Source organism: Actinosynnema sp. NPDC050436, assembly GCF_040655415.1.
Lineage (GTDB): Bacteria > Actinomycetota > Actinomycetes > Mycobacteriales > Pseudonocardiaceae > Actinosynnema.
In genome coordinates, this window is record NZ_JBFAJV010000027.1 from 23131 (window position 1) to 44229 (window position 21099).

Sequence of the window (21099 nt, forward strand, 5' to 3'; positions counted from 1 at the left end):
GCCAACAACTTCGATCACGACTCTCGCAGGAGGAAACGTGGGCTGGCTGGACGCCGCGTCCGGGTACCAGGTGCGGCTTGGGGAAGGTGGGCGCGTCCAGGCCCGCAACGGCAAGGGCAAGGTGCTGTCCTCGGTGCCCGCGTCCCTCAAGGACGACCCGCAGGTGGTGCAGCTGCGCCAGCTCGCGGAGTGGCTCGCCCGGCACGAGGCCGAGTGCCTGTCCGCTGTGGACGGCTGGATGGTGCGGTCGCTGCCCGTGCCCTCCGCGCTGATCGCCGAGGTGTGGCCGGACGAGGCGTGGGCCGGCGCGCTGCGCGACCTGGTGGTCGTGGCGGACGGCGAGGTCGGTTTCCTGCGCGACGCGGACGCGGAGCGCGGCCTGGGCGTGGTCACTGTGGACGGTGACACCGTGCGGCTGCGGCCGGAGGCGGTGTCCGTCCCGCACCCCGTGCTGCTGGAGGACCTGGAGGAGCTGCGCGAGTTCGGCGCGGAGCTCGGCGTCGAGCAGAAGGTCCAGCAGTTGTTCCGGCAGACCTTCCCGCGCCGGCCGCACGCGGCGGGCAAGACCTCCGTGGACGACTTCGCCGGCGGCAAGTTCGAGCAGCTCAACCACGCGCTGGGCCGGTGCCGCACGTTCGGCTACCCGGTGCGCGGCGGTGACGCGGTGTACTCGGCGTTCGAGGGCGGCCGGGTGGTCGAGGCGCGGTTCTGGATCGGCTCGGACTACCCCGAGGGCGAGACCTGGACCGGCGGCCTGCACTGGGCGCTGGAGGACGGAACCGGCCTGCCCCTGTCCGACGTCGGACCGGTCGCGTGGTCCGAGGGAATGCGCATGGCCTCGGCGATCCACGCCGGGCGCGTCGTCGAGGAAGCGGTGGCCCGGTGAGCGAGCACGACGAGAAGGCCCTGATCGGCGCGGGCGCGGTGCTCCCCGGCACGACGTCCGGGGGCGAGGACCGCGACACGATCACCGCCCGCCGGTACCTGCACGCCGCGCTGGGCGAGCGCGTCGTGGTCCGCCTGGTGCCCGCCGTGCTCGGCCGCGCCGAAGACCTGACCTGCGAGTACCTCGGGTTCGGCGAGCCCGCCCGGGTCACCGGGGTCGGCACCGGCAAGCGCGAGGCGCTCGGCTTCCCGGCGTGGGCGCTGGTCCACGACCCGGCCAACGCCCACCACGCGCTCAACCTGGTCAAGGACGTGGAGCGGCTGGCCCGCACGGCGAAGTCCCGGGCCGGCGCGGCGAAGGACGGCTTCACCTCCCTGGGCGAGATGCTCGGCCGCTCCGCGCCGCACTTCCTGCCCACCTTCTACGAGCAGGCCGGCCGGATCTTCCTGGAGCACGGCAACCACACCTACGCCGCGAGCATGTTCGGCAAGGCGCGCGAGGCGGAGGAGGTGCACGACCTCCAGGTCGACCCGGAGCGCATCCGCGAGGTGTTCCTGGAGTTCGCGTTCGCCGGCGCGCTGACCGCGAAGGCCCTGTCCGCGCACTCCAAGGGCCTGGCCCGCAAGTACGAGCCGGGTGCCGCGTACGAGCTGTTCGTGACGCTGTGCGTCGAGCGCACCCGGGGCGGCCTGCCGCCCTACACCGGGATGCCCGAAGACCTCCGCCGGCTGGCCAAGGCCGCCAAGCGCGACGTGCGCGAGGAGGACGAGCGGCTGCTGCGCGCCGTCCTCGACAGCGCCTCGGTCAGCCGCGCCGGCGTCGCGTTCTGGAAGTCTTACCGCGACTCCCTGGTGCGGCTGGCGACGCGGGACGAGGAGGTCCGCGCGCGGCTGCTCACCTTCGTGCCCGCCTCGGCGCCCGTGCTGGACACCTGGCTGGAGATCCTCACCGCGTGCGGGGCGTCCCGCGAGCTGGTCGAGCCCGGCGGCGCGGCGGACGCGGCCGAGTGGCTGGGCTCGGTGATCAAGGTCCGCGACAGCGGCTGGCGCTCGACGGGCCGGTCGACGGTCGTGCTCGACCTGGTCGAGGCGATGTGCCCGAGGCTGGCCGCCGACGGCGTGCCGGTGCGCGCGCTGGTCGGCTGGCGGCAGGACGAGCTGGACCTGCTCGACCTGCTGGTGGCGCACGGCGTGCCGATCGAGCCCGGCAACCGCAGCGACTACTCGGTCAACGTCGCCGGCTGGCTGTCCGACGAGGGCGGGGGTGCCCGCGACCTGGTGGCGCTGGCCGGTGACGAGCGGCTCGGGCGCGGCCTGGGCAAGGGCCTGGTCGACCACTTCCGCAACGTCGCCCGCAAGAGCGCGGTGTCGGCCGAGGTGCTGTCCTCGGCGGTGTCCGTGCCCGGCCTGCGGATCGCGCTGCGCGACTGGGTCACCCGGCAGGCGGCCAAGTCGGTCGCCGGGCTGCCCGCCTTGGGCGACCAGCTCGACGCGCTGGCCGTGGTCCGGGTGCCCGAGGCGTTCGCCGACGTGCCGGAGGCGGCCGAGGCGCTGGCCGCGACCGACGTCGCCGCCGCCCTGCACCACACGCTGCGCACCGGCCTGCTCGACGAGCTGGGCTGGCCCGGCCTGGAGGAGGCCGTCGCCCGCCTGTCCACCGAGCAGCCGCCGAAGGGCGAGGACACCGCCCTGGCCGGCGAGGGCTGGCCCGCGCTGGTCCTGCGGCGCGGCGAGACGTTCGTCGTGGCCGGCCCGGACGGCGTGCTCGCCGAGCACGTGTCCCGGGTGCCGGCCGACGACCGGCACCGGTGGGGCTACCACCCGACCGGCTCCTGGTTCGACGGCCGGCTGCTGGTCCGCTGGCACGGCGCGGAGGAGGCGCGCGCCTACTGGAGCGACGCACCAAACCACGTGTTCGACCCGAACTCCGGCACGAACCCGTACTACCGGCGCGACGACGACCAGCCGTCGATCGGGCTGCCCGGCGGTGCGCGGTTCGCCGGCCGCCGGGCCGTGCGGCCGGGCGACACGCAGATCCCGGAGGCGCGGGAGGCGTACGGCGACGGCACGACGCTGTGGACCACCGTGTGGCGCGAGAACCAGTGGCGCTGGAGCGAGGTCGACCCGGCGACCGGCGAGGTCGGCCGGGCCAGCCTGCCCCGCTTCGTGGAGGACTTCGCGGCGGACGGCGCCAAGCTCCACCTCGGCCGCTGCGACCTGCGCCCCTCGGTGGCGGCGACGGTGGGCAGCCCGCTGGGCGAGGCCGACGGGCTGCACGGCTGGCGGCTGCGGAAGGAGGCCGACGGCTCCTGGCTGGGGGAGGGCGTCGACGGCCGCCGGGTCCGGCTGCCCAAGGGCCAGCGCCGCCCGTCCGGCGTGCTGGACCTGCCGGGCGGCCGGCTGGTGCTCGACGCCGACGACAGCACCGTGCACCTGCTCGACGAGCAGGGCGTGCTGCTGGGCACCGTGCGCGTCGGCGACAAGCACGAGAGGTACGCGGCCGGCACCCCGCTGGTCCCGCCGCTGCACTGGTGGCACCTGCTGCGGCCCCGGGACGAGGCCGGCTCCGCCGCGCTGCGCGCCGTGACCCGCAAGGCGGTCGAGAAGGTGCTCGCGGCGGCCCTGGCCGAGGACGGCGAGAAGAAGAGCCGGCGCAAGCGGCTGCTCGCGCTGGTGCGCGGCGAGCGCGACGACCTGGCGGCGGCGGTGGCCTCCGCGCTGCCCGGCCTGACCGACCCGGCGCTGCTCGCGGGCGTGCTGGACGTGGTCCGGCGGGCGGCGAAGCTGGCGCGCGGCTACCTGGGCTACGCCGAGGTCGCCCAGGCCGCCCGGAAGGTCGACACGTCGGTCTTCGCGCCCAGCGGTCCCGTGGTGACCGAGGACGACGTGTCGGACGCGCTGAACTGGTTCGGCGACCGGCGCTCCAGCCGCGTCACCCTCCGCACCACGCTGCCCGACCTGCTCTCGGCGCTGGCCGACACCGCGCGGCAGGCCAAGCCCGAGGGCCGCGCCCTGCCCGAGTCGACCGACGCGGCGTGGTGCGAGCTGCTGCCCGTGCTGGGCGCGGTCGCGCACCGGGCCGCGTCCCCGCTCACCCCGGAGGAGGTCCGCCGGGCGGCGGCCCTGGTGCTGCGGTCGGTCGCCGACAGCGGCCTGGTCGACGGCACCGGCCACTGGCGGACGGTCGGCGTCACGGTGCCCGACGGCGAGGCGAAGCCGACCCACCGGGTCACCCCGGTCGAGGACGGGTTCATCGCCCTGTTCACCGAGCAGTGGCGGCGGGACGCGCCCAACCGGTTCGACGGCGTCCAGTTCACCCGCACCCCCGGCGCGTTCGACCTCCCGCGCAAGTGGAAGGTCGAGCGCGCCGAGGAGATCCGCCCGGCCTTCGGGCCGGCCCAGGTCGACCGCTTCCTGGCGGTGCTGGCCGAACGCGGCCCAGCGCCGTGGCGGCCCGAGGCGGTGCCGGTGCTGACCGGCGCGACGGGGCTGGGCACGGCCGAGGCGACCGTGCTGCTGGCCGGCATGTCCGGCGTCGACCGGTGGGACGCGAGCTACCTGAGCACCGAGGACCGCAAGGCGCTGGACCTGTCGGCGGCGGGCGCGCGGACCGCGAAGGAGCGGCTGCGCCCGCTGCACGACGACTTCCGCCGCCGGCTGCTGGCCGCGTCCGTGCCGGCCGACCCGGCGGAGCTGTGGACCACCGGCCCGGACGCGGCGGCCGTCGCCGAGGTGTGGGTGGCCGTGCGCGGCCGGCGCACCCCGACCCCGGACGACGTGCTGGCCGACGCCGCGAAGCTGCTGCCGCTGTCCACGTCCGGCGAGTACGTGACCGGGGTGCTCAGCCCCGACAGCACGTCGTGGCTCACCGAGGACGCCGACATGCGGATCGACGGCACGGCTGTGGTGACCCGGAACTGGTCCGGGTTCACCGAGTCGACCCTGAAGGCCGTGCCCGAGGTCCTGCTGTGGCTGGCGCACCGGCTCCCGGCGGGCTCGCCGCTGCGCGCCGCCCTGCCGACGTCGCTGGCGCTGGCCCGGCAGCGGGTGGCCGACCCGGGCTTCGCCGTCGACCTGGGCGGCTGGGTCGACAACAAGGGCCTCCAGGCGCTGCTGGGCGTCGACCTGCCCGGCGTGAACGAGTCGGCCGACCCCCGGGGCTGGCTGCACCTGATCGGCACCTACGAGGACTACTGCCGGGTCGTGGTGCGCCCCGGCCTGGTCGGTCCGGGCGACCGGGAGGTGGTCGCCGCCCTGGTCGAGCTGACCAACTCGCAGGGCGTCGGGCGCGCGCTGGACCTGCTCGCCGACGAGCGGGTGGCGGCGGCGTGCGCCGTGCCGCCGACCGGCGACCCGGACGCCTACCACCAGGTGCCGGCCGCGCCGCTGGTGTCCGAGGTGGCCGGCAGGACCGGCCTGTCCGAGGACGCCGCCGTGCTCTACCTCCAGCTGCTGGCCCTGCCCGACCCGACGGACGCGAACGCGGCCCGCTGGACGGGGTGGAAGCCCGCGCGGCTGCGCAAGGCGCGGGCGGAGCTGGCGGAGACCGACCTGGTGCTGACCGCGAAGCGGGCCCGCGCCGGCCGGTCGCTGTTCCTGCCCGGCGGGTGGCTCGCGCTGCCCGCCCCGCACCTGCCGCTGGAGTCGTGGAAGGCCCCGATGTTCGGCTTCACCCGCCAGCCGCAGGGCGTGGTGGTGCCCCGCGAGCCCGTCGCCGACCTGTTCGCCCGCGCCTGGCAGCGCGTGCTCGACGGCGACGCACCCGCCTACGAGGAGCTCAAGACCGGAGGACGCAGGTGACCGCCGCACGGCAGATCGACCCGGCCGAGGACGCCCACGCCGAGGAGTTGGCGTTCCTGGCCGCCTACGACGACGGCCGCAAGCCGCCCGGGTGGCGGCTCACGCCCCGCGCGGTCGTCACGTTCATCACCGGCGGCGACGCGCTGGCGCTGCCCGGCCCGGTGGCGGGCCTGCCGACCCGCCTGGTGGTCAGCCCCAAGTTCGTGGGGGAGCGGGCGCTGGTGGAGCGCGCCGTGGTGACCCTGGCGGGCGAGCGCGGCCTGCTGCTGGTCGGTGAACCGGGCACGGCGAAGTCCATGCTGTCCGAGCTGCTCGCCGCCGCCGTGTCGGGCAGCAGCCAGCTCGTCGTGCAGGGCACCGCCGGCACCACCGAGGACCAGCTCCGCTACGGCTGGAACTACGCCATGCTGCTGGCCGAGGGGCCGAGCCCCCGGGCGCTGGTCCCGTCGCCGGTGCTGACCGCGATGCGGACCGGAGGCGTGGTGCGGGTGGAGGAGGTGACCCGCTGCCTGCCCGAGGTGCAGGACGCCCTGGTGTCGATCCTGTCCGACCGGCGGATCGCGGTGCCGGAGCTGTCCGGCACGGACGGCGCGACGGTGCACGCCGCGCCGGGCTTCACCGTGATCGCCACCGCGAACCTGCGCGACCGGGGCGTGTCGGAGATGTCGGCGGCCCTCAAGCGCCGGTTCAACTTCGAGGCGGTCGGCCCGATCGGTGACCTCGCGGCGGAGACCGACCTGGTCCGCCGGCAGGCGACGGCCGCGCTGGACCGCGTGCAGGCCCCGTTCGCGGTGGACGACGTGGTGCTGGAGGTGCTGGTCACGGCCTTCCGCGACCTGCGCAACGGCGTGTCGGAGGAGGGGTGGGCGGTCGAGCGGCCGTCCACCGTGATGAGCACCGCCGAGGCGGTCTCGGTGGCGACCTCGCTGGGCCTGGCGGACGCCTACTTCCCCGGCGACCGCGACCCGCTGTCCCTGCTGCCCGGCCACCTGCTGGGCGTGGTCCGCAAGGACGACCCCGGCGACGCGGCCCGGCTGCTGGGCTACTGGGACGGCGCGGTGCGCCGCCGCGCCGAGACCGGCGCGCGCACCTGGCGCAGGCTGTGGGAACTCCGTGACGTCCTCGACGCCTGATCCCGGAGCGGCCCGTGCCGGCCGCCGGCCCCCCCGCCCCCCCCCCCCCCCCCCGGGGCCGCCGGGCCCGCCGACCGACCCCGCACCCGCACCCGGTCCCGGTCCTTCGGCGGTCTCGTCGGTCTCGTCGGTGTCCTCGGTGTCGTCGGTGTCGTCGGGGGAGGACGACCTCGCGGTCGCCGCGCGGTTGGCCGACCACCGCGACCCGTTCCTGATCGGGGTGCGGCACCACTCGCCGGCGCTCGCGGCGGTGGTGCCCGAGCTGCTCGCCGCCGCCGACCCGGAGCTGCTGCTGATCGAGCTGCCCGAGGAGCTGGGCGAGTGGCTGCCGCACCTGGCCGACCCGCAGCTCACCGCCCCGGTCGCCCTGTCCGGCGCGCGGCGGGACGGCGGGAGCCTGGCGTTCTACCCGTTCGCCGACTTCTCGCCCGAACTGGCCGCGATCCGGTGGGCCCACCGCAACGGCGTCGAGGTCCGCCCGTGCGACCTGCCGCTGGCGGCCCGCGACGGCGGCCACCGGGGTTCCGGTCCGGGCGCGTCGCCGCTGGCGGACGCCCTGCGCCGGGCGGTCACCGGGCGCGACGGCGAGGACCTGTGGGACCGCCTGGTCGAGGCCGCCGCGCCCGGCCAGAGCGCCGAGGCGGTCCGGCGGGCCGCCCTGCTGGTCGGCTGGGCGCTGCGCCGCGACGCGTCGGGCGGTTCCGGCGTCGACCCGTTCGACCTGCGCCGCGAGGAGTGGATGCGGCGCGCGGTCGCCCGCGCGGACGGCCGCCGGGTGGCCGCCGTGATCGGCTCGTTCCACGCGGCGGCCCTGCTGGAGGGTCCGGTGGGGCCCGCCGACGTGCCGGTCGACGGGGACGTGGTGACGTCCCTGGTCCCGTACGGCTTCGCGCTGCTGGACGAGCGCTCCGGCTACCCGGCGGGCATCCGCGACCCGGAGTGGCAGCAGGCGGTGCTGGAGGCGGCCGGCGACCCGGCGGCGGTCGAGGCCGCCGCCGCGTCGGTGATCGTCCGGATCTGCTCGCGGGTCCGCGAGCTGGGCCACCCGGCCGGTCCGGGCGAGGCCCGCGAGGCGCTGCGGCTGGCCGTCGACCTGGCCCGGCTGCGCGGCCTGCCGGCACCGGGTCGCGGCGAGGTCGTGGAGGCGGTGCAGACCGTGCTGACCCACGCCGAGCCGCTCGGTCGCGGCCGGGTGGTCGCCCGCGCCGCCGGTGACGTCCTGGTGGGCCGCCGGTCCGGCGTGCTCGCGCCGGGCACGCCGCGCTCCGGCCTGGCCCCGGCGGTGGAGGCGCTGCTGGCCGAGCTGCGGCTGCCCGGCCCGGACGCCCGGGAACCGGCGGTCCTCCGCCTGGACCCGCTGCGCTCGGACCTCGACGCGCGCCGCGAGACGACCCTGCGCCGGCTGGGCGTGCTGGGCGTCCCCTACGCCGAGTCGACGGCGACCACGGGCGTCGGCGGCGGTGACGCGCTGACCACCCGCTGGACCGCGACCTGGACCCCGTCGACGGCCGCCACCCTGCCCGTGGCCGGGCTGTGGGGCGCGACGCTGCCGCAGGCCGCGCTCGGCCGCCTGCGGGCCCGGCGGGCGGAGCGGGAGCGGGCCGCCGGCCACACCCCGGCCGACGTGCTGGCCGACTTGGCGGACGCCGCCACGTGCGGGCTGCCCGAGCTGGTCGGCGAGGTGCTGACCGACGTCGGCGCGGTGCTCCCGTCCGCCGGCACCCTGCGGGACCTGCTGGCGGGTCTGGACCTGCTGGACCGGGTGCGCGCCGGGCACGTGCCGGGCACCCCGGCGGACGTGCTCGACGGGCACCCGCTGCTGGCGCGCGAGCTGGAGACGGCGGCCGTCGCCCAGGTCGAGGGCCTGGCGGGCTCCGAGGACCCGGCGGACGCGCGGGCCCTGGTCGAGCTGGGCCAGCGGCACGACGCGCACGGCACCGGCATCCGGCTGTCCGCGACCCTGCGGCACCTGGCCGACGAGGGCGTCCCGCTGATCGCGGGCGCGGCCGGCGCGGTCCGGGTGCTGCTGGGCCTCGCCACGCCCGCCGAACTGGGCGGGCGCGTCGCGTCCTGGATCGACACCGCCACCACGCCCGAGCGGCGGCAGGTGCTGCGGCAGGGCCTGACCGGCGTGCTGGCTGCGGCGAACCCGCTGCTGGAGACGACCGAAGCCCTGGAGCCGCTGCTGACCCGGGTGGAGGCGTTGGGGGACAAGGACTTCCTGCAACGCCTGCCGGCCCTGCGGGGAGCGTTCACGTCCATCGGCCCGGCCGCGCGGGCCCGGGTGCTGGCGGTGGTGGAGCAGCGCACGGGCGACCGCGTGGACGCCGCCGGCGCACCGGACCCGGAACTGCTGGCGATCTGGCTGGACGCGGAGCAGAGCGCCCTGGAGGCATTGCGCCACCACGGCCTGGACCGCCCCAAACCGTCCACGCAGGACGAACCGCCGGCCCGCCCTCCCGCGCCGGCCACCGGCACGGAGACCGCCCGCGCATCAGCCTCGCCCGCCGAACCCGCCTCGCCCGCAGACGGTGCCGCGCCCACTGCCGCTCCGGGCGAGCCGGCGTCGACCGACCCGGCCGACAACGCCTCCGGCGCGGGTTCGCTGACGGCGGCCGTGCGGTGGCGACTGCTCCTCGGCGCGCGCGGCGACCGCCCGGCCGGGGGCGCGCGGTACGCCGCCGCCCTCGACGAGCTCTACGGCCGGGACCGGGGCGAGGGCGCGGAGACCGGCGGCGGGCTCGGGGCGGACCTGTCGTCGCCGTTCCCGGACGTCCGGGAGTGGTCCGACGAGCTGGTCGCCCTGTTCGGCGACCGGGTGCGGGAGGAGGTGCTGGCCGCCGCCGCCGAGGGCGGCCGGCTGGAGGCCGCGCTGGAGATCGACCCGGCCTCGGTGCGGCCCTCGGTCGACCTGCTGCGCAGCGTCCTCTCGCTCGCCGGCGGGCTGTCCGAGCACGCCCTGGCCCGGCTGCGGCCCCTGGTCGAGCGCCTGGTCCGGGAGCTGACCGCGCAGCTCGCCAACCGGGTGCGCCCGGCGCTGAGCGGCATCCAGCTCCCGGTGCCGACCCGCCGGCCGGGCGGCAAGCTGGACCTGCCGCGCACCCTGCGGGCGAACCTGGCCACGGCCCGGCGCGACCAGGAGGGCCGCGTGCTGGTCGTGCCGGAACGCCCGGTGTTCCGCACCCGGGGCCGACGGTCGGCGGACTGGCGGCTGGTGCTGGTGGTCGACGTGTCCGGCTCGATGGAGGCGTCCACGGTCTGGTCCGCGCTCACCGCCGCCGTGTTCGCCGGGGTGCCGGCGCTGTCGACGCACTTCCTGGCGTTCTCCACCGAGGTGGTCGACCTGAGCGACCGGGTCGCCGACCCGCTGTCGCTGCTGCTGGAGGTGCGGGTCGGCGGCGGCACGCACATCGCGGGCGCGCTGCGGCACGCCCGCTCGCTGGTGACCGTGCCGGAACGGACGATGGTCGTGCTGGTCAGCGACTTCGAGGAGGGAGGGCCGGTGTCGTCGCTGCTCGGTCAGGTGCGCGAACTGGTGGCGTCGGGGGTGACCGTGCTGGGCTGCGCGAGCCTGGACGACAGGGGCGTCGCGCGCTACTCGACGTCGGTGGCGGGCGCGCTGGTGGCGGCCGGGATGCCGGTCGCCGCGCTGAGCCCGCAGGAACTGGCCCGCTGGGTGGGGGAGAAGGTGCGCTCGTGACGCTGCCCCCGGTGGCACCCGCCGTGGTGGCGGACGTGCTGGACGCGCTGCCGCCCCGGCTGCGCAAGCGGATCGACGCCGCGCTGGACAAGGCGGCGACCTGGGAGGTGATTTGCTCCGAGGCGGCGGCCCGCGCTGACCTCGACGCCGACACCGCCCTGACCTGGACCCTGGTCGCCGGCGCGCTGACCGCCGCCGACGACCTGGTGTGCAGTTGCCTGCTCGCCCCCCGGTGCCTGCACCGGGCCGTCGCGGTGGCGGCGGCCCCCATCGCCGACCCCACCCCACCCGACGACCCGACCGCCGCCCCGGACCCGGCAGCACCGCAGGCGGACGACGAGCCGGCGACCCACCCGGCGACACCGGACGGCCCGCCGCCCGGCGGGACAGCCGGCTCGACACCTGGTCGAGCAGCCGGTTCGGCCGACTCCACGACGCCACAGGGTTCAGCGGTCGGCGCGACGCCCGGCCGGACCACCGGACCGGCCGGCGTGTCGGCCCCGGGTGTCGCCGGGGCCCTGCCCGAAACTCCGGTCGCGGTCACGCCCGGCGAGCGGGGCGCGGCCGGTGCGCTGTGGGACGCGGGCACGACCGTCCTGCGCGCGGGTGCGCAGGGCAGCGGTGCCGTGGTGCGGGCCGAGCTGCTGCGCGCCGTGCACACCGCGCGGGTCGCGGGGCTGCACCGGGCGTCGGCGTCCGGGCTGCGGATCGCCTCGGCGCTGGCCGGGGCGCGGGCGGGCGACTCGTCGTTCGACCGCGAGGTGCTCACCGCCGAACTGGTGGACCTGCTGCTCCTGTGCCACGACCTGCGCACCGCGCCGCAGGTCACCTCCGAGCTGCGGGGCACGGCCCGCCGCGAGTACCGCCCGATCGGCTCGCTGCGGCTCTACGGGTTGTGCACCGAAGCCGTGGTCACCACCTCCGGTTACGGCGGCGTGGTCACGCACCTCGTGGACGACGCGGGCGGGCTGTGGACCGTCCCGGCGATCATGCCCGGCGGCCCGGAACGCGTGCAGGCGGCGGCCGGAGGTCCGGTGGCGGTCGGCGAGTCCGGTCTCAGCCACCGCGAGCTGGGGCGCGGGGGCCTGCTGCTGTCCGGCGGCACCGCGTCACCGGACCGCAGGCTCGGCGCGGGCAAGGCGGTGCGGGCCGTGCGGGCGTCGGGCGTGGCGTGGGACGCGGACCCGGTGGCCCGGCTGTGGGCGGAACCGCTGGCCGAGCAGGTGGCGCGCGCGTTCCACGCGGGCACCGTGCCGGAGACCCACCGCCCGGCGGGTGCGGACCTGCTGTTCGTCGAGGGCTCGGTGCTGGGTGCGGCGGGCAACGCCCTGCGCGTGGCGACCGGTGCCGGCACGCTCGACCTGGTCGGCGACGGCGACCGCGCGCGGGAGAACCTGCGCGTGCTGGCCACCGCAGGCGGCGCGGACCTGCGGTTCGTGGCCCGTCTCGTGCCCGACCGCCCGGGTACGGCGGTGGTGCTGGCCGCCTCCGGCGACCTGGCGCTGACCTCCGACCTGGCCGGTCGAATCGACCTGGGCCTGGACCGGGTGCAGCGCTCGAACGTGCGGGGCGACGCGCAGGACCTGCCGCCGCGCCCCGAGCCGGCCGACCGGGTGCCGCCGCCGCTGCGGCCACTGGTGAACGTCCTGCACCGGGTGACGCTGGGCGGCCGGGCGGTGGCGGCCGTCGCGTCGGCGTCGCGCGACGTGGCGGCGCTGTCCCGCAACGGCCTCACGACGACCGCCGACCTCCTGGCGGACCTGGCACTGGCGTCCCGGGACCGCGAGCGGGACGTCTTCGGCCGGGTGGTGCGGGACGCGGGCGACGCGTTCCCCACCGCGTGGCTCCGGGCGGGCCTGCACGTCCGCGAGTTCACCCGGACCGTGGCGCGGCGGGCGTGGCTGGACGCGGTGAGCCCGGTGTAACCGCCACCCGCACCCGGCCGTGCACCCGGCTCCGCCGGGTGTGCGGCCGGTATCGCCGATGTGCGACTGAAAGCGGTATCCGGATGTGGGCCGGGCCGCCGGGACAACTTTCCGTAGGCGTCCCGAAACGCCCGGCCCGCCCCGCCCGGGTGTCCCACACCTCGCCGCACCAGGCGTTTCCCCGGTCCGCCGACGCCACACCCCGGAAATCACGGGTCCAAACCGGATTCCGGCGCTCGGCCACTGTCGTGCGAATTCGCCGCGCGGCGCTCCGGGCGCGCTTCCGGCCGATTCGCCACGGGTATCCCGTTCACGGTTCGACGGCACGAGTTCCGGGAGTCGGGTGGCGAGCGTTCGGCGAGGTGGACATGACCAGCATCCCCACGGGGGCAGTAGGCGCACGACGAGGTCGTCGGCGCGTGACCGGAATCCTCGGGGTGGCCTGCCTGGCCGCCGCGCTGCTGGCCGTCCCCGGCTCGGCGGCCGACGCGGTGGAACACCCCGTCGTGGACACCGAAGCCGCGCACGAGCAGTTCTGGCACGACCAGATCTGGCACAGCGACGACGATCCCGGCAGCGACGACCCGGACAGCGACAGCGACGAAGACAGCGACGACCCGGGCGACCAGGGCGAGCACGCCGGGTACGTCGGCGTCGGTGACGCCCAGTCGTTCTGGCTGCACCTCAACAGCACGCCCGTCAGCGACTCGATGGCCGCGACCGAGGCGAAGCGGCACGAGTACATCGTGCTCAACGCGTGGGAGGGCGGCCTGCTCAAGAAGCTCAAGGCGGCCAACCCCCACGTCCAGGTCTTCGTCTACAAGGACCTCTCCTCGACCCGCAGCTACGCGTGCAAGAACGGCACGGACGACAAGTACCTCCCGGCCGGGGTCGGGTTCTGCGCCGCCGACCGCAACCACCCGGACTGGTTCCTGCTCGGGCCCAACGGCAAGCGGTTCGAGTACGGCGGGTACCGGGGGCACTGGCAGATGGACGTCGGCAACGTCTCCTACCAGCACGCCTGGATCGCCAACGTGATCGCGGACAGCAAGGTGACCGGGTTCGACGGCGTGTTCATGGACAACGCGCTGTTCCCGTGCGACGCCTACCACTCCGGCGTCTGCCCGAAGAAGTACCCGACCGACGCGAAGTTCCAGGCCGCCTACAAGTCGATGCTGTCGACCATGAAGCCGTTCTTCGCCGCCGCCAACCTCAAGACGGTCGCCAACCTCTCCAACGCCCGCCTGCACAGCGGCGCGTGGGACGCCTACACCGAGCACCTCGACGGCGGGTTCGACGAGTGGTGGCTGACCTTCGACGACAAGAACCTGCTCGCCGAGTACGACCAGGGCTGGAGCCGGCAGGTCGCGGAGATCGCGTCCGACGAGGCCCGCGACAAGATCACCTGGGTGCAGCCGCACTTCAGCCCCGGCCAGGACCGGCCGCTGCGCTACGCGATGGCCAGCTACTACCTCGCGGTCGGGGACAAGGCCGCCATCGCCGAGATGAAGACCACCGACGACTACGGCGACCCGACCGCGACCAGTGACATGTACGACTGGGACCTGGGCACCGCCTCGAAGGCGTACCGCTCGGTGGCCCCCAACGTGTTCCGCCGCGACTTCACCTGCGGCACGGTCGTGGTCAACGCCAACAACGGCAAGAGCACCCCGGTGCGCGTGCAGCTCGGGGGCACCTACACCGACGAGAGCGGTGCCAAGGTGTCCTCCGTGAAGCTGGCCGGCACCTCGGGAACGATCCTGCGCAAGTCCTGCCGCTAGCCCCGGGCCGGTTAGCGGAGAGTTAGCAGCCGGTCGGGGCCATCCGGCTACGTTGACGCGCATGGGTTCCGACATCACCGGCCTGCACCACGTCGGGCACGTGGTCGCCGACCTCGCCGGCGCGCTCGACCTCTACCGGCGTCTCGGCTTCGCCGTGCCGCCGCCCGCCTACCCGGCGATGGCCCCGCGCGAGGGTGCCGCGCCCGAACCGTTCGGCGCGGTCAACGCGCACGCCGACTTCGCCCGCGACTTCGTGGAACTGGCCTCCCCGGTGCGCGCGGAGGCGCGGCTCCCGGACGGTGCGACGCTCGTCCCGCTGCACGCCCCGCCGGACGTGCTGCCCGTGCTGCTCGACCGGATCGCCACCACCAGCGCGAACCTCGCGGTGTGCCTGGACCGGTTCGAGGGCGCCCACATCCTGATGTTCTCCTCCGCCGACGTGGACGCGACCGCCGACCGGCTGGCCGCCGCCGGCGTCCGGCACGGCGGGGTGCACACCGTGCACCGGCCGGTGCGTCCCGACCTGGTCGAGGCCGTCCGGTACCTGGAGGTCGACGGCGAGCGGCCCGGCCTGGTGGCGGAGGGCCGGGTGGGCGTGGTGGCCGACCTCGACCCGGCGATCCAGGCCGTCCGCGTGCCCGAGCACCCCAACGGCGCGGTGGCGCTGGTGGAGGCCGTGCTGTGCGCGCCCGCCGCCGGCCTGGACGACCTGGCGGCGCGGTACACCCGCTACCTCGACGTCGAGCCGGTGCACGACGGGCCGGCCCTGGTGTTCCCGCTGGGCACGGCCCGGCTGGTGCTGCTCGCGGACCACCGGCTCGGCGAGCTGCTGCCCGGTGAGCGCCCGGTGGCATCGCCCGCCCTGGCGGCCTACGCGGTCGGGGTGCGCGACAGCGCCGCCGTCGCCCGCCACCTCCGGGCGCACGGCGTGCCCTTCGAGGTCGCTGGTTCAGGTGACGTGTTCGTGTCGGCCGCGACGGCGCTGGGGGTCGCCGTAGTGTTCCGGCAGGTCGGGTGAGCACGGGCACCGGCCGGCGACGCGGCACCAGCGCAGCCAGGGAGTGGGCTTGGTCAGGAAGTACGTGATCACGGGGGCCAGCGACGGCATCGGCGCGGCCGTCACCCGCGAGCTGCTCGCGCGCGGCCACCACGTGATCGCCCTGGGCACCGACCCGGCGAAGGGCGAGGCCCTGGTGGACGCGGCCCGGGGCACGCCCGGCAACGTCGAGTTCATCCGCGCCGACCTCAGCCTGGTGGCGACCAACCGGCGGGTGGTCGCCTCCATCCTCGAGCACCACCCCGCCGTCGACGGCCTGGTGCTGTGCGCGCGGTTCATCCGCAGCTACCGCGCGGTGACCACCGAGGGCCTCGAGGACAACTTCGCCCTGCTCTACCTGAGCAGGGTGCTGTTCGGCTACGGCCTGCGGCCCGCGCTGGAGAACGCCGCCCGGCCGGTGATCGTGAACGTCGCCGGACCCGGCCACGACACCCCGGTGGCGTGGGACGACCTGCAGAGCGCGCGCGACTACGACGGCGTGCGCGCGATGTTCCTGGCCAGCCGGCTCAACGACCTGCTCGGCGTGACCTTCGCCCAGCGGTTCGGCGACGGGCCCGTCCGCTACGTCCTGTTCCACCCGGGCACGACGTCCACCGGGATCGTCGGCGAGTACGACCCGCCGACGGCGGCCTACGTGGAGCAGCAGAAGGCGCTGGCCAAACCGGCGTCCGAGGTGGTCCCTCCGATCGTGCGGCTGCTGGACGACCCGCCGGCGGAGCCGTTGACCGCGTTCACCCCGTACCGGGAGATCGACCTGGGCGGCGGGCTGTTCCGGCCGGCCGACGCCGAACGCCTGGCCAAGATCACCGACGAGCTGCTGGACCGCGTCCGCGAGTAGGCGGGCATCACCACGGCTGCGGCTCGGCCGCGCCGACCGCGAGGGCGGCGGAGGTGCGCAGCGCGTGCCGCCGGTACTCGGCCGGGCTGATCCCGTACGCGGCGCGGAACGCGCGGCTCACGTGCGGCGCGTCCAACAGGCCCCAGCGGGCGGCGATCGCGGCCACCGTGCGGCCCGCGAGCTGCGGGTTCTCCAGGTCCTGCCGGATCCGGTCCAGCCGCCGGGACCTGATCCACGACGACAGCGGCTGGTCCTGCCCGCTGAACAGCCGGTGGACGTACCGCACCGAGACGCGGTGGGCCCGCGCGACCGACCGGGGGGACAGGTCGGGATCGGACAGGTTGGCCTCGCAGTGGGCGAGCATCCGGTCCAGCATCGGCGCGCGCCCGTCCACCGGGGCCTCCCGACCGGTGAACATCAGCGCGATCATGTCGACCAGCGAGTCGGCCAGCCGGAGCCCGCCGTGCGCCACCCCGGTGTCCAGCTCGTCGGCCAGGCCGGTGAAGAAACCCGCGACCAGCCGCCGGACACCCCGCCCGGTCGCTTTGGGCACGGCGATGACCTCGCGCAGCGCGTCCGCGTCGGCGGCGAAGTACGAGCGCGGGCAGGTGATCACGATCGTCCGGAAGTCGTCCTCCGGGCGCAGCGCCGGGTCGTGGTGCACCAGGGTGTAGGGACGGGTCGTGTCGTAGACGGCCATGTCGCCGGGCAGCACCACGTTGCGCCGCCCGTCCTGCGCGACGACCATCCGGCCCGAGAGCTGGAGCGCGACCTTGTACACGTCGTTGTCGGTCGAGCTGATCTGCCGGTGGTCCCGGTGCACCGTCAACGACGACGTGCGCAGGTCCGAGACCAGCAGCCCGCCGACCTGCTCGGCGCGGATGCGCGCCCACATCGGCCCGACGTCGTTCGCCGTGATGGCCAGCGGCGCGAACGTGGCCGACGCGGCGGCCTGGAACTCCTCCAGCCGCTGCTGCGGGGTGCCGGCGGGATCCGTGGCGAACTCGGTCAACTCGTCACCTGCCTCCGTACCGTTGACCCCACGATACTCAACGTAACGATCCGGGTACGCGGAACGACAAGAACGGGTGCGCGCTACGGCGACCCGCCGGGGGAGAGCCACCGTACGGTGGTCCGGCGGTAACCCGGCCGGCCCCGACTGCCCGTTCGGGTGCCGCAGAGGCGGGCGGCACCGGCGGGGGAGGGGTACGCCGGTGCCGCCCCACCCCACCTCGACCCGACCTGCCGCCGTTGCCCGAACCGGCAAAGCCTCACCACGACCCGCCGCACTTCGCGACCCTCGACCCGACCTGCCGCTCCCGCGGCCCGTCGCCGGCCTCGCCTCCCGAGCCCTCCGCTACGCGTTGCTCAACTCGCGTTCCGCCTCGACCGGTGGTGCCGACTCTCGGCGGCGGGAGCGCCACGCCACGAACACGGCATAGGCCACCGCGCCCAGCAGGCCCAGCACGGCGAGCACGCTGCCCAGCGGCATCCCGGGCGGGGTCCACCGGATGGCGACCCGGCCGCCGTCGACGTCGGCCGGCAGGTCCACCACCAGCAGGCCGGCCGGGCCCTGCCGGGTGGACAGCTCCCGCCCGTCCAGCTCGGCCCGGTAGCCGGGCCACGCCAGCCGCGCGAACACCAGCGACCCGGCCGCGCCGCGCGGTTTGGTGAAGCGCACCGACTCGTCCCGGTCGTCCGGCGCGACGTCCTCGGTGACCCGCACGCCCGCCGTGGCGTGCGAGAGCCGGCCGCCCGGCCACGGCAACGGCTGCTCGCGGGAGAGCACCGTGGCCTTGACCGAGCGGTGCGAGACCCGCCAGCCCGGCGGCGGGACCACGTCCGGGCGCAGGTCGTTCTGCACGTACACGCTGCCCACCCGGATCAGGTCCGCCAGCGTCCGCCCGTCCAGGTCGGTCGGCGCGAAGATCCGCTCGAAGCTGCCCGCGCACGTGGCACCGTGGTAGACCATGCAGGTCGCGTTGGCGAAGTCGCGGAACTGCAACCCCGTGTACGAGCCGACCGACGACAGGCCGGCGACCAGCCCGACGTTGCCCGGCAGCGCCGAGCCGACCGGGAACGTGGTGCCCTCGTGCGGCGGGGTCTGCGCGCGCAGCTCCGTGATCGACCGGGGGTAGTCGTGGCCCGCCACGTCCCCGTTGAACGGGAACCACGCCGTCTGCGCCACCAGCCCGGCGGCCACCCCGAGCACCAGCACGCCGTACGTGGCCGCCACCCGGCGCCGGGCCAGCCAGAGCGCCAGCACCACGCCGACCACCAGCATCGCCAACGAGATCGCGTGGTGCCGCCACTGCCACGGCCCCGAAGAGAACGCCAGGTACGCGGCCAGCGCCAGCGCGCCGCCGGTCACGAGCGCGCGCCGCCGCACGTGGTCCAGCTTCGGCCCGCCGGTCAGCATGACCGCGAACAGCACGCCGAACGCCAGGTACACGACCTCCAGGTGCCGCAGCGGGAACCGGAACATCCACATGTTCGACGGCCCGATGGCGAACAGCAGGTAGACCACCGCCACCGCGAACACCCCGGCCAGCGGGCGCCACCGCTCGCGCAGCCTGCCCCAGTGCAGCCACGGCAGCAGCGGCACGACGAACCACGCGAAGTACACCGCCGGGGTGAACATCCGGATGCTGTGCCCGAAACCCCGGATCAACGGCTGGTGGCTGGGCGTGCTCAGGTTCAGCAGCTCCGACAGCCGGGGCATCAGCACGCCGTCGCTGGCGAACCCCTGGCCCGCCCGGACGGTCACCGCCGAGCTGCCCAGCAGCGGCAGGTACACCAGCGGCACCAGCAGCGCGACCAGGCCGCCCACCACGAACAGCCGGACCAGCGCCGCCCGGTCGCGCCGCAGCCACGACTCCAGCAGCAGCGCGGCCAGCACCACGCACACCCCGAGCAGCCCGTACGGGTTGCCCGTGGTCACCGCGAGCGCCCCGAACAGGAACGCCCACAGCGGGCTGCCCGCGCCGCGCGCCGCCCGCCGCGCCGCCCACCAGGTGAACGGCAGCCAGGTGAACGCCATGAGCCCGGCGACCCAGGTGGCGGCGTCGAAGTAGAGGGTGAACCCGCTGAACGGCAGCGCGACCGCGACCGCGGCGGCCGGTCCGCGCCCCGCGCCGTACTCGCGCGACAGCAGGTAGGTGCCCAGCGCCAGCAGCACCAGGAACTCGGTCTTCACCACGAGGGCGGCCACCGACAGGTCGTCGAACTGGTGCACCAGCACGAAGTTCGCCAGGTTGACCGGGTTCCAGATGCCGAACAGCGCCTCGGCGGCGAAGTTGCCGCCCATCCAGTTGTCGACGTCGAGCAGCGGCGGCCAGTCGCCGCGCAGCAGCCGGCCGCCCATGCTGTGCCAGGTCGGCAGGAACTGCACCGCGCTGTCGTCCCAGGCGTAGAACGAGCGGTTGCGCAGGAACGGGATCTGGGCGATCAGCACCACGGCGGCGCACACACCGAACGCGACCAGCGGACCCCGCGCCGGCCGTCGGACGAGCGTCGTCACGACGTCCGTTCCTCTTCCTTGACCAGGGGCGCGGCCGGCCCGGGACGACCCAGGAGCACGAGCTGCGCGACGATGAACGTGAACGGGATCGCCACCACCGCCGCGAGCAGCGGCGCGATCCCCTGGTCGACGTGCAGCCACGTGACCAGCGCGTACAGGCCCGCCGTCGTGATCACGAAGTTCGTCACGTTGGACAGCGGGAACAGCAGGAACGTCCGCAGCGACGGCGTCGTGCGGAACGTGAAGTAGCAGTTGAGGAAGTACGAGCCGACCATCGCCAGCACGAACGCGGCCACGTGCGCCGCCAGGTACGGCAGGACCAGGCGCAGCGCCAGGTACAGGCCGTAGTACACGCCGGTGTTGACCACGCCGACGAGTCCGAAGCGGACGAGCCGCCCGAGCCGAGCGGTCACCGCGCGGTCCGCTCCGTGAACGGGCCGGACACGACGTCGCCCATGGCCTCCACCGCGTGCCCGGCCACGTCGCGGCCCAGCGGCAGGGTGACCGGCGTCGGCCCGGTGCCCGCCGACTCCTTGACCAGGAAGTGCGGCCGCCGCTTGGACTCGAAGTAGATGCGGCCGACGTACTCGCCGATCACGCCGAGGAACAGCAGCTGCAACCCGCCCAGCACCAGGACGCCGCACATGATGGTCACGTAGCCGGGCACGTCGACGCCGTGCCACACCGCGTTGACCAGCACCCAGATCGCGTACCCGAACGCGATCGCGGTGACCAGCGCGCCCAGGTAGATCGCCACCCGCAGCGGCTTGGAGTTGAACGACACCACGCCGTCGATTCCGTAGTTGAACAGCTTGCGCAGCGTCCAGCTGCTGTTGCCGTTCTGGCGTGCCACGTTGTCGTAGTCGATGACGGCGGTGTCGAAGCCGATCCAGGAGAACAGGCCCTTGGAGAACCGGTTGTACTCGCCCAGCGACAGCAGCGCCTGCACCGCGCGCCGGGTGAGCACCCGGAAGTCGCCGACGCCGTTCTGCAGCTCGACGTCGATGACCTTGTTGATCAGCTTGTAGTAGAGGTTCGACACGACCTTGCGCACGGGGGCCTCGCCGCGCCGGGTGCGGCGCGCGATCACCTGGTCGTAGCCGGTGCCGATCAGGGCGACCATGCGCTCCAGCAGCTCGGGCGGGTGCTGCAGGTCGGCGTCCATGATGGCGACCAGGTCGCCGGTCGTGTGGCGCAGGCCCGCGAGCATCGCGGCTTCCTTGCCGAAGTTGCGGCTCAGCGCCAGGTACTTGAACCGGGGGTCGCGCTCGGCCAGCAGGCGCAGCCGGGGCAGGGTGCCGTCCGAGCTGCCGTCGTCCACCAGCAGGACCTCGAAGTCCTCGCTCACCGCCGGGAGCGCGCGCAGCAGCGCGGCGTAGAGATCTTCCAGCCCGGCTTCCTCGTTGAAGCACGGGACCACTACCGAGATGCGCACAAGTTCCCTCGAAACCCCTCAAGAC

General features: G+C 75.3%; 12 protein-coding genes. 8 read left to right on the forward strand and 4 right to left on the reverse strand.

Annotated elements, in window-relative coordinates:
- The first annotated feature begins 37 nt into the window (after window positions 1-37).
- The 8 genes from AB0I60_RS36250 to AB0I60_RS36285 all read left to right on the forward strand — a co-directional run bounded on the left by AB0I60_RS36250 (window position 38) and on the right by AB0I60_RS36285 (window position 16119).
- Window positions 38-886 carry a DUF4132 domain-containing protein gene (locus AB0I60_RS36250; RefSeq protein ID WP_360738471.1) on the forward strand — a complete coding sequence of 283 codons (849 nt, stop codon included), beginning with the start codon at window positions 38-40 and terminating at the stop codon, window positions 884-886.
- Window positions 883-5685, forward strand: a complete 4803-nt coding sequence (locus AB0I60_RS36255) for a hypothetical protein (RefSeq protein ID WP_360738473.1) — start codon at window positions 883-885, stop codon at window positions 5683-5685. Before AB0I60_RS36250 ends, AB0I60_RS36255 begins: the two co-directional genes overlap by 4 nt.
- Window positions 5682-6818 carry an AAA family ATPase gene (locus AB0I60_RS36260; protein ID WP_360738475.1) on the forward strand — a complete coding sequence of 379 codons (1137 nt, stop codon included), beginning with the start codon at window positions 5682-5684 and terminating at the stop codon, window positions 6816-6818. Before AB0I60_RS36255 ends, AB0I60_RS36260 begins: the two co-directional genes overlap by 4 nt.
- 148 nt (window positions 6819-6966) lie before the next feature.
- Complete coding sequence (locus AB0I60_RS36265; RefSeq protein ID WP_360738478.1) at window positions 6967-10518, forward strand: DUF5682 family protein; 3552 nt, start codon at window positions 6967-6969, stop codon at window positions 10516-10518.
- Window positions 10515-12443 (forward strand): hypothetical protein, encoded by a 1929-nt coding sequence (locus tag AB0I60_RS36270; protein ID WP_360738480.1) that lies wholly within the window; start codon window positions 10515-10517, stop codon window positions 12441-12443. Before AB0I60_RS36265 ends, AB0I60_RS36270 begins: the two co-directional genes overlap by 4 nt.
- 419 nt (window positions 12444-12862) lie before the next feature.
- Entirely contained in the window at window positions 12863-14224 is a 1362-nt protein-coding gene (locus AB0I60_RS36275; RefSeq protein ID WP_360738483.1) for a putative glycoside hydrolase family 15 protein, read from the forward strand.
- Between the two features lie 61 nt (window positions 14225-14285).
- Window positions 14286-15242: a VOC family protein gene (locus AB0I60_RS36280; protein ID WP_360738485.1), complete on the forward strand. Its 957-nt coding sequence runs from the start codon at window positions 14286-14288 to the stop codon at window positions 15240-15242.
- Between the two features lie 49 nt (window positions 15243-15291).
- A complete protein-coding gene (locus AB0I60_RS36285) occupies window positions 15292-16119 on the forward strand; it encodes an SDR family NAD(P)-dependent oxidoreductase (protein WP_360738487.1) in 828 nt (275 codons plus the stop codon).
- 7 nt (window positions 16120-16126) lie between these two features.
- Here the strand turns inward: AB0I60_RS36285 and AB0I60_RS36290 are convergent, their stop codons facing one another.
- The 4 genes from AB0I60_RS36290 to AB0I60_RS36305 form a co-directional block, all read right to left on the reverse strand.
- Window positions 16127-17131: a helix-turn-helix domain-containing protein gene (locus AB0I60_RS36290; RefSeq protein WP_360738490.1), complete on the reverse strand. Its 1005-nt coding sequence runs from the start codon at window positions 17129-17131 to the stop codon at window positions 16127-16129.
- Window positions 17132-17476: 345 nt separating this feature from the next.
- Window positions 17477-19639 (reverse strand): hypothetical protein, encoded by a 2163-nt coding sequence (locus tag AB0I60_RS36295; protein WP_360738492.1) that lies wholly within the window; start codon window positions 19637-19639, stop codon window positions 17477-17479.
- Window positions 19636-20052, reverse strand: a complete 417-nt coding sequence (locus AB0I60_RS36300) for a GtrA family protein (RefSeq protein WP_360738494.1) — start codon at window positions 20050-20052, stop codon at window positions 19636-19638. The genes AB0I60_RS36295 and AB0I60_RS36300 overlap by 4 nt, the downstream gene beginning before the upstream one ends.
- On the reverse strand, window positions 20049-21074 hold the full coding sequence (locus AB0I60_RS36305; protein WP_360738496.1) for a glycosyltransferase family 2 protein: 1026 nt from the start codon (window positions 21072-21074) through the stop codon (window positions 20049-20051). The genes AB0I60_RS36300 and AB0I60_RS36305 overlap by 4 nt, the downstream gene beginning before the upstream one ends.
- Window positions 21075-21099 lie beyond the last annotated feature (25 nt).

Bases quoted from the DNA above. Each gene is read 5' to 3' on its own strand.
- AB0I60_RS36280 (WP_360738485.1), top strand. From the start codon at position 14,286: ATGGGTTCCGACATCACCGGCCTGCACCACGTCGGGCACGTGGTCGCC.